This window comes from Pseudomonas sp. Con_6 (genome assembly GCF_059379395.1).
Genome location: NZ_CM182011.1, coordinates 2826421 through 2839509, shown reverse-complemented (window position 1 = coordinate 2839509; position 13089 = coordinate 2826421). Strand labels below are relative to the sequence as shown.

Annotated in this window: 13 protein-coding genes and 1 riboswitch; of the genes, 6 read left to right on the top strand and 7 right to left on the bottom strand. The window is 65.0% G+C overall.

All coding sequences use genetic code 11. The features are described 5' to 3' along the window. Positions 1-100: 100 nt before the first annotated feature. Together leuD and leuC are read right to left on the bottom strand one after the other, a co-directional pair. The gene (gene leuD / locus AC5QPF_RS12685; RefSeq protein ID WP_494963540.1) at positions 101-709 is read right to left on the bottom strand and encodes a 3-isopropylmalate dehydratase small subunit; all 609 of its coding nucleotides are present in this window, start codon (positions 707-709) and stop codon (positions 101-103) included. A gap of 1 nt (position 710) precedes the next feature. Continuing rightward, positions 711-2132, bottom strand: a complete 1422-nt coding sequence (gene leuC / locus AC5QPF_RS12680) for a 3-isopropylmalate dehydratase large subunit (protein WP_494963539.1) — start codon at positions 2130-2132, stop codon at positions 711-713. A gap of 192 nt (positions 2133-2324) precedes the next feature. On the opposite strand from leuC, the gene AC5QPF_RS12675 reads away from it, so the two are divergent. After that, positions 2325-2867: a hypothetical protein gene (locus AC5QPF_RS12675; RefSeq protein ID WP_494963538.1), complete on the top strand. Its 543-nt coding sequence runs from the start codon at positions 2325-2327 to the stop codon at positions 2865-2867. 57 nt (positions 2868-2924) lie between these two features. On the opposite strand, the gene AC5QPF_RS12670 is transcribed toward AC5QPF_RS12675, so the two are convergent. Both AC5QPF_RS12670 and AC5QPF_RS12665 read right to left on the bottom strand, forming a co-directional pair. Next, positions 2925-3557 carry a hypothetical protein gene (locus AC5QPF_RS12670; RefSeq protein WP_494963537.1) on the bottom strand — a complete coding sequence of 211 codons (633 nt, stop codon included), beginning with the start codon at positions 3555-3557 and terminating at the stop codon, positions 2925-2927. A gap of 109 nt (positions 3558-3666) precedes the next feature. Beyond that, entirely contained in the window at positions 3667-4440 is a 774-nt protein-coding gene (locus AC5QPF_RS12665) for a helix-turn-helix domain-containing protein (protein WP_494963536.1), read from the bottom strand. Positions 4441-4585: 145 nt separating this feature from the next. Here AC5QPF_RS12665 and AC5QPF_RS12660 point away from each other — a divergent pair, with 145 nt between their 5' ends. Beyond that, entirely contained in the window at positions 4586-5806 is a 1221-nt protein-coding gene (locus AC5QPF_RS12660) for an MFS transporter (protein WP_494963535.1), read from the top strand. 119 nt (positions 5807-5925) lie between these two features. Here the strand turns inward: AC5QPF_RS12660 and AC5QPF_RS12655 are convergent, their stop codons facing one another. The 3 genes from AC5QPF_RS12655 to AC5QPF_RS12645 all read right to left on the bottom strand — a co-directional run bounded on the left by AC5QPF_RS12655 (position 5926) and on the right by AC5QPF_RS12645 (position 8831). Continuing rightward, on the bottom strand, positions 5926-7605 hold the full coding sequence (locus AC5QPF_RS12655) for an MFS transporter (RefSeq protein WP_494963534.1): 1680 nt from the start codon (positions 7603-7605) through the stop codon (positions 5926-5928). Between the two features lie 193 nt (positions 7606-7798). Further along, positions 7799-8107: an AzlD domain-containing protein gene (locus AC5QPF_RS12650; protein ID WP_494963533.1), complete on the bottom strand. Its 309-nt coding sequence runs from the start codon at positions 8105-8107 to the stop codon at positions 7799-7801. After that, positions 8097-8831, bottom strand: coding sequence for an AzlC family ABC transporter permease (locus tag AC5QPF_RS12645; protein WP_494963532.1), 735 nt, complete (start codon positions 8829-8831; stop codon positions 8097-8099). Before AC5QPF_RS12645 ends, AC5QPF_RS12650 begins: the two co-directional genes overlap by 11 nt. A 138-nt stretch (positions 8832-8969) precedes the next feature. Here AC5QPF_RS12645 and AC5QPF_RS12640 point away from each other — a divergent pair, with 138 nt between their 5' ends. The 4 genes from AC5QPF_RS12640 (at position 8970) to AC5QPF_RS12625 (ending at position 13066) form a co-directional block, all read left to right on the top strand. Continuing rightward, a complete protein-coding gene (locus tag AC5QPF_RS12640) occupies positions 8970-9833 on the top strand; it encodes a LysR substrate-binding domain-containing protein (protein WP_494963531.1) in 864 nt (287 codons plus the stop codon). A 55-nt stretch (positions 9834-9888) separates the two neighbouring features. Beyond that, positions 9889-10086: riboswitch (cobalamin riboswitch) on the top strand. Positions 10087-10227: 141 nt separating this feature from the next. After that, the gene (locus AC5QPF_RS12635) at positions 10228-11244 is read left to right on the top strand and encodes an ABC transporter substrate-binding protein (RefSeq protein WP_494963530.1); all 1017 of its coding nucleotides are present in this window, start codon (positions 10228-10230) and stop codon (positions 11242-11244) included. Further along, complete coding sequence (locus AC5QPF_RS12630) at positions 11244-12284, top strand: iron chelate uptake ABC transporter family permease subunit (protein ID WP_494963529.1); 1041 nt, start codon at positions 11244-11246, stop codon at positions 12282-12284. Before AC5QPF_RS12635 ends, AC5QPF_RS12630 begins: the two co-directional genes overlap by 1 nt. Next, entirely contained in the window at positions 12281-13066 is a 786-nt protein-coding gene (locus AC5QPF_RS12625) for an ATP-binding cassette domain-containing protein (RefSeq protein ID WP_494963528.1), read from the top strand. Before AC5QPF_RS12630 ends, AC5QPF_RS12625 begins: the two co-directional genes overlap by 4 nt. The last annotated feature ends 23 nt before the right edge of the window (positions 13067-13089 follow it).

Sequence of the window (13089 nt, the reverse complement as noted above, 5' to 3'; positions counted from 1 at the left end):
GTGGACTCACCTCCGTCATCGCGGCGGTCCGGCGTCCCGGTAAACCCGCTCCCACAGGGTCCCTGCTAAATCAATGAGTCATGTGTTGTTCCACAAGGCTTTACACCAACCAGGGATTCCCCTGCAGATGCACCGCCTCGAAATCACGAATCTGCGCCGTGCGCTGCAAGGTGCTGCCGATGGCATCGAGCCCCAGCACCAACGCCTCCTTGCGCAGCGGATCGATATCGAAAGCAATGCTCCGGCCATCCCGTAGGCGAATCTGCTGAGCCGGCAGATCGATGCACAATTCCGCCTCCCCCGCCTCACCGACCTGCCGACCAAGCTCTTGCACCTGCTCCTCCGCCAACTGGATCAGCAACACCCCATTGCGCTTGCAATTGTCGAAGAAGATCCCGGCAAAGCTGCTGCCGATCAAGGCGCGAATTCCCAACTGCTTGAGTCCCCACACCGCATGCTCGCGGCTGGAACCACAACCGAAGTTCGGCCCCACCACCAGGAACCGCGACCAGCACCACGGCTCGCGATTGAGGATGAACTCGGGATTGGGCTGGCCATCGCCGAGGAAGCGCAGGTCGAAGAACACCCCGCGGTCCAGGCCGTTGCGGTCGATGCCCTTGAGGAACTGCTTGGGCATGATCACATCGGTGTCGACATTGGCTGCGAGAAAAGGCGCGGCGGTGCCGCAGACGGAATCGAAAGGCTGCATCTCAGGCCTCCAGGGCAAAGTGGCGGACATCGGTCAGGTGGCCGCTGACGGCAGCGGCGGCGACCATCGCCGGGCTCATCAGGTGGGTGCGCGCACCGGCGCCCTGGCGGCCCTCGAAATTGCGGTTGGTACTGGAAGCGCAGCGGTCGCCGGCGGCCAGCACGTCGTCGTTCATCGCCAGGCACATGGAGCAGCCGGACTGGCGCCATTCGAAACCCGCATCGCGGAAGATCCCGGCCAGGCCCTCGGCCTCGGCCTGGTCACGAACCAGGGTCGAGCCCGGCACGATCATCGCCCGCACCCCCGCTGCCACCTTGCGCCCGCGCACCACCCGGGCGGCGTCGCGCAAGTCTTCGATCCGGGCATTGGTGCAGGAGCCGATGAAGGCGTGGCTGATGCGGATGTCGCTGAGCCGTGCGCCGGGCTCCAGGCCCATGTAGCGCAGGGCGCGCTGCAGGTCGTGGCGACGGATCAGGTCGGGCTCGTCCTGCGGGTCGGGGACCTCGGCGCCGATGGGCGCGACCTGGTCCGGGCTGGTGCCCCAGGTGACCATGGGTTCCAGGGCGCTGGCGTCCAGCTCCACCTCGGCATCGAAGGTGGCGCCGGGGTCGCTGTACAGCTCGCGCCAGCGGGCCACGGCCTGCTCCCACAGCGCGCCGCGCGGGGCCCGGGGCTTGTCCTTCAGGTAGGCAAAGACCTTGTCGTCCGGGGCCATGAAGGCACCCCGGGCACCGGCTTCCACCGCCATGTTGCAGATGGTCATGCGCGCCTCGACGCTCAGCGTGGCGATGGTCGGGCCGGCGAACTCGATGGCGTAGCCGGTGGCCCCGGAGGCGCCGATGCGGCGGATCAGGGCCATGATGATGTCCTTGGAAACGAGGCCCGCGCCCAGTTCGCCGTGCACGGTCACGCGCATCGTCTTCAGCCGCTTGTAGACCAGGGTCTGGGTCGCCAGCAGGTGTTCGATTTCCGAGGTGCCGATGCCGAAGCCGAAGGCGCCGAGGGCGCCGTAGGTGGTGGTGTGGCTGTCACCGGCGGCGACCACCATGCCCGGCAGGATGAAGCCCTGTTCCGGAGCGACCACGTGCTCGATGCCCTGGCGCTTGTCGAGTACGTCGAACAGTTCGATGCCGAAGTCCCGGCAGTTTTCCTCGAAATACGACACCTGCCGCGCGCCGCCGGCATCCGGCATGGCCGCGACGCGCTCGGGGACGGTGGGGTTGACGTGGTCGACCACGCACAGCGTCGCCTTGGGCCGCCATACGCTGCGTCCCGCCTCGCGCAGGCCGCTGAAGGCCTGCGGGCTGGTGTACTCGTTGGCCACCTGGCGGTCGATGTAGAGCAGGACATGGCCGTGGTCGTCGAGGGCGCACACGGTGTGGCTGTCGATGTGCTTGTCGTAGAGGGTTCTGGGGTGGGTCATGGCAGGTCTCTTGTGGTTGTTCATGCAGGCCTGCCACAGGATCATTCAGTGCGGATGGGGCATCAATGAGGGGAATGGAATGTCTTGGTTCACGATCTGTGCTCAATATCACGCTTGAGGCACAGGGCCCGCTTGATAGCAAACAGCCATCGCCGGATAATCCGCGCTCCAAGTCATTCACAAGGAAGTACCGTGAAAAAATCTCTTCTGCTCGTGCCGTTGATCCTGGTCCTGCAGGGCTGTGGCGTGACCATGACCCGCTATGAGCCGAGCTATGCCAATGTCCAGGAACTCAAGGCCCAGGCCCCGCTGCAGGCGGTGGATCGCGCCCAGGTGAAGGCCGGCAGCGGCCAGGGCTCGCTGACCGTGCGCGCCAACCCGGTGCGATCGCCTAGCGGCAGCATCCCTCAGCACATCCAGGAAGCGATCAACGACGAGTTGGGCCGCGCCGGGCTGCTTGACACGAATTCCCAGCGTCATCTCGACGTGCTGGTGGTGAAGAGCAATCTCACCGCCGGCATGGCCACCGGTGATGGCGAACTGGGTGCACGCTTTACCCTGAGCAAGAGCGGCCAGGTGGTCTACGACGAAACCAAGTACGTGACCCGCACCTGGAGCAGCAGCTTCTTCGGCCCGATCGCCATTCCGGCAGCGGCCAACGCCTACAACCCGATGGTGCAGGACTTGCTGAAGTCGCTGTACAGCAACCCGCTGTTCATCCAGGCGATGAAGTAAGCACAAAAAAGAGCCGCATTCGCGGCTCTCTTTAGCCGCGTTCGCGGCTGTTTTTCGTTACGCCCGAGGCGTGCGGTGTTCCAGCGCCGAGTACTTCAGTTGCTGGCTTTCCACCATCTGCTTGAGCAGGGCGTTGACCTGACGGGTGAAGGTGTCGTTGACCGCTGAGTTCGGGGTCTTGCCCATCATCGGGATGAACCAGATGCCCATCCAGGTGTTGATCTCGTCGTGGTTGCTGGCGGTCTTCAGCGACGCACCCTGCCCGTCCATGGTCTCCAACGTCATGGTGTACTGGTCCGTCGCCACCGCCGGAATCACCATCAGGCTGAAGCCGCTGATGAACGCCAGGACCATCTGGCCGCCATTGGCGCCGTGGTTGTAGACCTTCAGGCGCAGCGTGTAGTCACCCGGCTGCTTCTGGAACTCGTCCAGGGTGACACGGCCGAACAGACCGGAGTCGTTCAGGGTCTTCTGCAAGTTGGGCCGGAGCATGTCGCGTGCCTGAGGCATTTCCACCGACGAGCCATTGGGCTCGCCCTGGTAGAAATCGAAATCGACATAGACGTTCGGTTTGTTCGAATAACTGGCCATCGAAGGCAGATTGACCGGGGCAACCTGATCCGAGGTGAAGCTGGCGCAACCGCCCAGCGTCAGAGCAAGAGACAGGCCCAGGGCTTTTCCAATATGCATGACAACTTCCTTGAATGATTCACGACGTCTCCACGGAGGGAGTACGAGTGCGGATTCTAGAGAGTCGCCAATGATGGCAAAAGGACATTTACGTTGCGTAGCGGAAAAATCAGCGAAAGAACTGGCTCGGCGTACGCCCGAAATGCTTCCTGAACATCGCACTGAACGCACTGGGACTGTCATACCCCAGCGCCCCCGCCACCTCGATGATCTTCTCCCCCACCGCGATCCGCTCCAGCGCCGCCAGCAGCCGTGCCTGCTGCCGCCACTGGCCGAAGGTCATGCCGGTTTCGCGATGGAACAAACGCTGGATGGTCTTTTCATCCAGCGCCAGGCGCGCGCTCCAGTCGGCCAGGGTCGAGTTGTCGCCGGGGTCGCGCTGCAACGCGGCGCAGATCTTGCGCAGCCGCGGCTCCGCCGGTTGCGGCAGGTTCAGCGGCAGGGTCGGGAGAATTTCCAGTTCATCGAGAATCAAACGCAATATCCGCGCCTCCCGCGAACTCGGCGCATGGGGATGGCGAATGTCCACGGAAACCTTGATCAACTCGCTGAGCAGGCTGGAGATACTCACCGCACAAGTCTCGCCAGGCAGTTCCAGATGCGCGTCAGCCTGGACGAACACGCTGCGCATCTTCACTGCGCCGACGCAGCGGATCGAGTGCACCTGCCCCCGGGGCATCCAGATGCCGCGACTGGGCGGCACGGTCCACTGCTCCAGCGCCGAACGCACCACCATCACGCCCTCGATGGCATAGATCAACTGGTGCTTCTCGTGGGAGTGTGGCGGGATGGTCCAGTTTTCCGGGTAATCAGTGGCGCTGCTGCTGAGGGTCCACTCCGCGAGGTCGATATCGCGGAGGAATTCGTCCAGGGGTCTGATCATCTTGCCCGTTTCTCGACAGTCGTTGTCCCAATCGCGCGAGACAGGCGACTGGCCGGCGCCTAGCATAAGCTCCGAAACCATAACCCTGAACCCCTGTGAGCACATTTTCCTCTTGTGTGCCGCGTGACTCTCCGGAAGGTCCAGCATGTCTGCCAGCAGTACCACCGCTTCACCCGTTTCAGCCTCCGCCAGCACCAGCAACAGCAGCCCGCTGGTGATGCAGGTGATCGCCGGCTGCGCCCTCGCCCACCTGGTCAACGACCTGATCCAGGCGGTCCTGCCGTCGATCTACCCGATCCTCAAGGCCAGCTACGGCCTGAGCTTCACCCAGATCGGCCTGATCACCCTGACCTTCCAGCTCACCGCCTCGCTGCTGCAGCCCTGGGTCGGCTACCACACCGACCGCCATCCCAAGCCCTGGCTGCTGCCGGTAGGCTCGATCTGCACGCTGATCGGCATCGTCCTGCTGGCCTTCGTCGGCAGTTTCGGTTCGATCCTGCTGGCTTCGGCACTGGTGGGCATCGGCTCGTCGACCTTCCACCCGGAAGCCTCGCGGATCGCCCGCCTGGCCTCGGGCGGGCGCTTCGGCCTGGCCCAGTCGACCTTCCAGGTCGGCGGTAACGCCGGCTCGGCGTTCGGTCCGCTGCTGGCCGCGGCGATCATCATTCCCTACGGCCAGGGCCATACCGCCTGGTTCGGGCTGGTGGCACTGTTCTCGATGTTCGTCCTGTACAAGCTGAGCCGCTGGTACGGCAACCACCTCAGCCTGTTCAAGCTCAAGCAGGGGACCAAGGCCACCCACGGCCTGTCGAAACGCCGGGTGACGTTCGCCCTGGTGATCCTGGCGTTGCTGGTGTTCTCCAAGTACTTCTACATGACCAGCTTCACCAGCTACTTCACCTTCTACCTGATCGAGAAGTTCGACCTGTCGGTGGCCAGTTCGCAGTTGTACCTGTTCCTCTTCCTCGGCGCGGTGGCGGCCGGCACCTTCTTCGGCGGGCCGATCGGCGACCGTATCGGGCGCAAGGCGGTGATCTGGTTCTCGATCCTCGGTGCGGCGCCATTCACCCTGGCCCTGCCCTACACCGACCTGTTCTGGACCAGCGTACTCAGCGTGATCATCGGCTTCATCATGGCTTCGGCCTTCTCGGCCATCGTGGTCTATGCCCAGGAACTGGTGCCGGGCAACGTAGGGATGATCGCCGGGATCTTCTTCGGCCTGATGTTCGGCTTTGGCGGGATTGGCGCGGCCTTGCTCGGGCACTTGGCGGACCTGCACGGGATCACCGAGGTCTACACCCTGTGCTCGTTCCTGCCGTTGCTGGGGATCATGACGATCCTGTTGCCTTCGACCAAAGGGGTCTGATGTAACCGGTCTCGAACACTGTGAAGAACCTGTGGGAGCGGGTTCACCCGCGATTGCAATAGTGAATCCACTACCTTAATCGCGGGTAAACCCGCTCCCACAGGGTTATGCGTCAACCTTCAACTATGGGAAATATCCCGGTCCTTGGTTTCCGGCATGAAGAAGATCCCAAGCACCGCTGTCATCACCGCGATCGCGATCGGGTACCACAGCCCGTAGTAGATATCCCCGGTGGCCGCCACCATGGCAAAGGCCACGGTTGGCAGGAAACCTCCGAACCAGCCATTACCAATGTGATACGGCAGCGACATCGAGGTATAGCGGATGCGCGCCGGGAACAGTTCTACCAGCCAGGCCGCGATCGGCCCGTAGACCATGGTCACGTAGATCACCAGAATGGTCAGGAGCAGCAGCACCATCGGGTAGTTGGTCTTGGACGGATCGGCCTTTTCCGGATATCCGGCATTCTTCAGCGCGCCGCCCAGGGTGGCGGTGAAGCTGTCGTTGGCCGCCTTGAACTCCGCAGCCGGCAACGTGCTGCCGTCGAAACTCGGCAGCATGCTGTTGCCGATGCGCACCTGGGCCACCGCGCCCGGCTCGCCCGCTTCGTTCTCGTAAGGAATGGCCTTCTTCGCCAGCAGGCTCTTGGCCACGTCGCAGGAGCTGGTGAAGCGCGCCTTGCCCACCGGGTCGAACTGGAACGAACACTGCGCCGGGTCGGCGATCACCGTCACCGGGTTCTGTTGCTGGGCGGTGTAGATGTCCGGGTTGCCGAACTCGGTGAGGCCCTTGAAGATCGGGAAGTAGGTCAGCGCGGCGAGGATGCAGCCGGCCATGATGATCTTCTTGCGCCCGATACGGTCGGACAGGCTGCCGAAGAAGATGAAGAACGGCGTGCCGATCAGCAGCGAACCGGCGATCAGCAGGTTGGCGGTCTGCGGGTCGATCTTCAGCGTCTGCAACAGGAAGAACAGCGCGTAGAACTGCCCGGTGTACCACACCACCGCCTGGCCGGCGGTGCCGCCGAGCAGAGCCATGATCACCACCTTGAGGTTGTCCCAGCGAGCGAAGGATTCGGTCAGCGGCGCCTTGGACGCCTTGCCCTCCTCCTTCATGCGCTTGAACACCGGCGACTCGTGCAACTGCATGCGGATGTAAACCGAGACGATCAGCAGCAGGATCGAGAGCAGGAACGGAATCCGCCAGCCCCAGGCCTCGAAGGCCTCGGTGCCCAGGGCAGTGCGACAGGCGAGGATCACCAGCAGGGAGAGGAACAAGCCAAGGGTCGCGGTGGTCTGGATCCACGAGGTGAAGAAGCCGCGCTTGCCCGGTGGCGCGTGTTCCGCGACGTAGGTCGCCGCGCCGCCGTACTCGCCACCCAGGGCCAGACCCTGCAGCAGGCGCAAGGTGATGAGAATGATCGGCGCCGCCACGCCGATGCTGGCGTAGCTGGGCAGCAGGCCGACCACGGCGGTGGACACGCCCATGATGATGATGGTGATGAGGAAGGTGTGCTTGCGCCCGATCATGTCGCCCAGGCGGCCGAAGACAATGGCACCGAACGGTCGTACCGCGAAGCCGGCAGCAAAAGCCAGCAGGGCGAAGATGAACGCGGTGGTTTCATTGACTCCGGCGAAGAAGTGCTTGGCGATGATCGCCGCCAACGAACCGTACAGGTAAAAGTCGTACCACTCGAAGACCGTGCCGAGGGACGAGGCAAAGATGACCTTGCGCTCGTCGTGGGTGATGTTCTTGCCGGACGTGCTGCCCGGGGATGAAGTACCGCTGACTGCCGCCATGGATATTCTCCGTCTTGTTCTTGTAGGCCGGAGCTTCCCGCTTTGATTCCCGCACGCACTCTGGCCATTCGAAAGGCTGATGACATCGGATCACGGACTGCGCCGGGCCTGGGGAACAGGCGGACGGCCTCGCGTTGCACGCAAGATTAAGAATAATCGCAGCTTGGCAGATAGCCAGTGCTGCCCCCTGGGCTCAGAAGTGCCGGAACAATGCCGCCGCCACGATCCCCGCCGCAATCGCCGGCAATGGCTTTTTCACCAGCAACATCACCACCGCGGTACTGGCCAGCGCCACCCGCGCGCCGTTATCCCCGCTGACCGCCAGCGGCGTCAGCACCGCCACCAGCACCGAGCCGGACATGGCCCCGATGAACTGCTGCACACGGTAGTTGATCGGCACGAAGGACATCACGAAGACCCCGCCCCAGCGGGTCGCCAGGGTCACCACAGCCATGATCAGGACCAGGATCAACGAGCCGTAGCCCGTGGTTTCAATGCTCATCTTTGTTTTTCTCCATCCACACCGCACCAACGATGCCGCCGGCCAGTGCGCCGACCACCACATGACTGTTCTCCGGCAGGAACCAGTACGCCAGCAATGCCGAACCGGCGGCGACGCCCCAGATCAGCAGCATGCGCAGGTCCTTCTTGCCGCCCACCACCATGGACAGCAGGAAGCAGCCCATGACCATGTCCAGGCCCCAGCTCACCGGATCGCTGACCAGGTTGCCGAAATACAGGCCGAGCCAGGTGCCGAGGATCCAGGTCGACCACAGCGCCAGGCCGCCGCCGAACAGAATGCCCAACCCCGGCTTGCCGGCAGACAGCGCCTGCATCGCCATCGCCCAGTTGGCATCGGAGACCACCAACATGATCCCGTAGCGCCGCGCCACCGGCAGTTCCCGCAGCCACGGATAGAGCGTGGCGCCCATCAGCAGGTGGCGGGCATTGATGGCGAACACGGTGACGATCAACGGCACCAGCGGCACCTGCGCGCCCCACAGGTCGAGGGCGGCGAACTGCGACGCGCCGGCGAACACCAGGGTGCTCATCCACATGATCGTCGGCGAATCCAGCCCGACCTGGGCCGCCGCCAGGCCAAAGGCCAGGCCGAACACCACCACGAACATCGAGATCGGCAGCAACTGCCGGAACCCGTCCCATACCTCGTTGTAGCCCAGCTCCGTGGAGCCCTTGGCAACCGATAACACGACAAACCTCCTCATCCGCGGCCCGTCTGGCGGACCGCTGTTCTTCTGGCAACGTTTTCGGACGACGGCCACTATCCAGCAGACACTCTTTTGCGAAAAGCGCATATTACGCATCCGACCTATTTGTTAATCGAATGCCGAGGACGCGCCCGCATGCAGGACCTGCAGATCGACTGGCTCAAATGTTTCGTTGCCGTAGTGGACACCGGCTCGCTGTCCGGCGCCGCTCCCGAGGTGCACCGTTCGCAATCGGCGGTGAGCATGCAGTTGAAGAAACTGGAGGCGGCAGTGGGTCGGCAACTGCTGGTGCGCGATGCCCGCCAGCAGCAACTGACCCCGGACGGCCAGGTACTGCTGGGCTATGCGCGGCGCATCCTTGACCTGCACAGCGATGCGCAGAACGCTTTCCATGGCGACGAGCTCACCGGGCGGATCCGCCTCGGCGTCCCGGACGACTACGCCGCACGCTACCTGACCCCGGTGCTCAAACGTTTCGCCCTGCGCTATGGCGCGGTGGAGATCGAGCTGGACTGCGAACAGTCCACCTCGCTGATCCCGCGGATCGAGCAGGGCGATCTGGACCTGGCCCTGGTGTCCCGCGACCATCCGCGGCGCGGCACCCTGCTGTTCCGCGAACCGATGGTCTGGGTCGGTTCACCGCAGTTCGATGTCTGGCGCCGCGATCCGCTGCCCATCGCCACCTACGAGAGCACCAGCCTGGCGCGGCGCTGCGCCATCCACTCGCTGGCCCTCCAAGGACGCGACTACCGGGTGGTGTACAACAGCTCCAGCCTGGCCGGGCAGATCGCCGCGGTGGAAAGCGGCCTGGCGGTGGCGGTGCTGACTCGCTGCAGCGCCCCGGAGCATCTGGAGATCCTCGGTACCGAGCATGGCCTCGGGCCGCTGGAGCCGATGGAAGTGGCGGTGTATCGCAGCCGGGCGTCCCAGGGTTCAAAGCCGGTGGACCAGTTGTATGGGCTGCTGATCAAGACCCTGAAGACCGCGGCCGTATCCTGAGCTAGCTCCTGGAGCCGTGCTTGCCCTTCGAGCTGGTTTCCTCTGGCTCTATCCCGTACCATCCCGCCCCGCCGGTTTCCGAAAGGAACCCAACAGGGAATCCATCCGCGCGCCCAGGCCCGCGAAAACGGAACTGCCCCCGCAACTGTAGGCACCGAGCCTGCTCCACACACGCCACTGGGCCCGCGCCCGGGAAGGCCGGAGCCGGCGCTGACGTGCAAGTCAGGAGACCTGCCGGCACGACATCGTCAAACCCACCGGCGGGGTGTCCGGGAAGGGCATCCTGTTTCCGGCCACCGCTCGTGCGTGGCCGGCTCGTATCAGTTTCCGGGATGTGTTTTCCAGACCTGTGCCTTTCTGTAGCCGCACTCGTTCGAATGGAGATCGCATCCGCATGTCCCCTTCCCGCCTCGCCCTTGTCCTGCTGGCCAGCCTTGGCCTGGGCAGCGCCGCCTTCGCCGCACCGACCCGGTACCCGCTGACCCTCGACAACTGCGGCGTGAAGCTGACGTTCGAGCAAGCCCCCGCCCGCGTGGTGACCATCGGCCAGGCCGGCACCGAGATGTTCTACGCCTTGGGCCTGGGCGAGCGGCTGGCCGGCACCTCGCTGTGGTTCAACGACGTGGCGCCGCAGTTCAAGGCGCAGAACGACAAGGTCGAGCGCCTGGCCGACAACGACCCGAGCTTCGAGGCGGTGATCGGCAAGCGCCCGGGCCTGGTGACGGTGCAGTTCGAATGGATGGTCGGTCCGCAAGGCGTAGTCGCCACCCGCGAGCAGTTTGCCGAACTCAAGGTCCCGGCCTACCTGCTGCCCTCCGACTGCGAAGGCAAGGACAACCTGACCGGCGCCGACGGCACCCGCCTGGAAACCTTCCGCGTCGACAGCCTGTACAAGAGCATCGAGCAACTGGCGCAGATCATGGACGTACAGGACCGCGGCACAGCCCTGGTGGACCAGCTCAAGGCGCGCCTGGCGGCGGTCACCGCCGGTGCCGGTCAGCGTCGCCAACAGGACCAGTCGGCAATGTTCTGGTTCTCCAGCGCCAACCTCGATATCGACCCCTATGTCGCCGGGCGCAAGGGCATTCCCGATTTCATGCTGAACAGCCTGGGCATGCGCAACGTGGTCGAATCCGACGAGGAATGGCCGAGCGTGGGCTGGGAAACCCTGGCCAAGGCCAACCCGACCTTCATCGTCATCGCCCGCATGGACCGCCGCCGCTTCCCGGCGGACGACTACCGGAAGAAGCTGGAATTCCTCAAGAACGACCCGGTCACCCGCAACATGGACGCGGTGAAGCACGAGCGCATCGTCATCATCGACGCCGACGCCATGCACGCCGGCGTGCGCCTGATGGACGGCATCGAAGTGCTGGCAGACGCCAGCCAGAAGCTGCGCAAGGCCGACTGATGCTGCCCGCCGTTGCCCGCCTCGTCCTGCGCTCGCTGCTGCACGCCCTCTGGGTCGGCGCCCTGCTGGGCCTGGCGGTGATCATCGCCGCCAGCATCGGCGAGACCCACCTCGGCCTGTCCGTGGTGCTGGAGGTGCTGGGCAACAAACTGTGGAACGCCGGGCACCTGCTCGACCCCATCGACGCAGGCATCATCTGGAATTACCGCCTGCCCCGCGCCCTGGTGGCCGGGGCCTGCGGGGCAGGGCTGGCAACGGCGGGCGCGGTGCTGCAGGCGCTGCTGCGCAACCCGCTGGCCGATCCCTACCTGCTGGGGATTTCCGCCGGGGCCTCGACCGGCGCCGTGCTGGTGACCCTGCTCGGGGTCGGCGCGGGCATGCTGAGCATGTCCGGCGGCGCCTTTATCGGTGCCCTCGGTGCCTTCGCCCTGGTCACCCTGCTCGCCCGCAGTGCCCGCGGCGGCGGCAGCAACGGCCAGATCATCCTCGCCGGGATCGCCGGTTCGCAGCTGTTCAATGCCCTGACCTCCTTCCTCATCACCGCCTCGGCCAGCGCCGAACAGGCTCGAGGCCTGATGTTCTGGCTGCTGGGCAACCTCAGCGGGATCCGCTGGCCGGCGGTGTGGCTGGCGCTGCCGGTGGTACTGCTGGGGTTGCTGGTGTGCCTGTGGCACCGCCGTGCCCTGGATGCCTTCACCTTCGGCAGCGACTCGGCGGCGGCCCTTGGCATTGCGGTGCGCCGCGTGCGCATGCTGCTGGTGGCCTGTACGGCACTGATGACCGCGGTGCTGGTGTCCATCGTCGGCTCCATCGGCTTCGTTGGCCTGGTGATTCCCCACGCCGTGCGCCTGCTTACCGGACCGCGGCATACCCGGCTGCTGCCGCTGAGCGCGCTGTGCGGTGCGCTGTTCCTGATGGCCGCCGACGTGCTCTCGCGCACTCTGCTCAAGGGCCAGGTGCTGCCCATCGGAGTGATCACCGCCCTGGTCGGCGCGCCGGTGTTCGCCCTGATCCTGGTCCGGGGGCAGCGTCCACGATGAACGCCTTCGATCAACACACCGCCGCGCTCGAATGCAGTGACCTCGGCTACCAGGTCAAAGGCACCGTGCTGCTCAGCGAGGTGAACCTGCAGGCGCGGCCTGGGGAAACCCTGGGCATCGTCGGGCCCAACGGATCCGGCAAGTCCACGCTGCTCAGGCTGCTGGCGGGCCTGTTGCGTCCCCACAGTGGCGACGTCCGCCTCAACGGCGAACCCATGCACAAGCTGCGGCGCGGCGAAGTGGCGCGACAGCTGGCGGTGGTGGAACAACAGGCCAGCACCGACGACGCCCTGCGCGTGCGCGATGCCGTGGAACTGGGGCGCACGCCCTGGCTGTCGGCACTGTCGCCGTGGAGCGCCGACGATGATGCGATCGTCGACCGGTCCTTGCGGGCGGTAGGCATGGCCCATCTGGCGCAGCGGCTGTGGCACAGCCTGTCTGGCGGCGAACGCCAGCGCGTGCACATCGCCCGCGCCCTGGCCCAGCAGCCGCGGATCCTGCTGCTCGACGAGCCGACCAACCACCTGGATATCCAGCAGCAACTGGGCATCCTCGCCCTGGTCCAGGCCCTGCCAGTGACTACCCTGATCGCCCTGCACGACCTCAACCAGGCCCTCGGCTGCGACCGCCTGGCGCTGCTGGACCGCGGCCGCCTGGTCGCCCTTGGCGCGCCGCTCGACGTACTGACCCCGCAACGCCTGCACGACACCTTCGGCGTGCACGGGCATTTCATCGAAGACCCGCTGGACGGCAGCCGCTACCTGAGCTTGCGGCCGCGCTGACTGGGGCTGCTTTGCGGGCCCGA

Coding starts and splice junctions, on each gene's coding strand:
- AC5QPF_RS12625 (WP_494963528.1), top strand. CDS start 12,281: ATGAACGCCTTCGATCAACACACCGCCGCGCTCGAATGCAGTGACCTC.
- AC5QPF_RS12630 (WP_494963529.1), top strand. CDS start 11,244: ATGCTGCCCGCCGTTGCCCGCCTCGTCCTGCGCTCGCTGCTGCACGCC.
- AC5QPF_RS12645 (WP_494963532.1), bottom strand. CDS start 8,831: ATGAGGAGGTTTGTCGTGTTATCGGTTGCCAAGGGCTCCACGGAGCTG.
- AC5QPF_RS12650 (WP_494963533.1), bottom strand. CDS start 8,107: ATGAGCATTGAAACCACGGGCTACGGCTCGTTGATCCTGGTCCTGATC.
- AC5QPF_RS12635 (WP_494963530.1), top strand. CDS start 10,228: ATGTCCCCTTCCCGCCTCGCCCTTGTCCTGCTGGCCAGCCTTGGCCTG.
- AC5QPF_RS12665 (WP_494963536.1), bottom strand. CDS start 4,440: ATGATCAGACCCCTGGACGAATTCCTCCGCGATATCGACCTCGCGGAG.
- leuD (WP_494963540.1), bottom strand. CDS start 709: ATGCAGCCTTTCGATTCCGTCTGCGGCACCGCCGCGCCTTTTCTCGCA.
- leuC (WP_494963539.1), bottom strand. CDS start 2,132: ATGACCCACCCCAGAACCCTCTACGACAAGCACATCGACAGCCACACC.
- AC5QPF_RS12660 (WP_494963535.1), top strand. CDS start 4,586: ATGTCTGCCAGCAGTACCACCGCTTCACCCGTTTCAGCCTCCGCCAGC.
- AC5QPF_RS12670 (WP_494963537.1), bottom strand. CDS start 3,557: ATGCATATTGGAAAAGCCCTGGGCCTGTCTCTTGCTCTGACGCTGGGC.
- AC5QPF_RS12640 (WP_494963531.1), top strand. CDS start 8,970: ATGCAGGACCTGCAGATCGACTGGCTCAAATGTTTCGTTGCCGTAGTG.
- AC5QPF_RS12655 (WP_494963534.1), bottom strand. CDS start 7,605: ATGGCGGCAGTCAGCGGTACTTCATCCCCGGGCAGCACGTCCGGCAAG.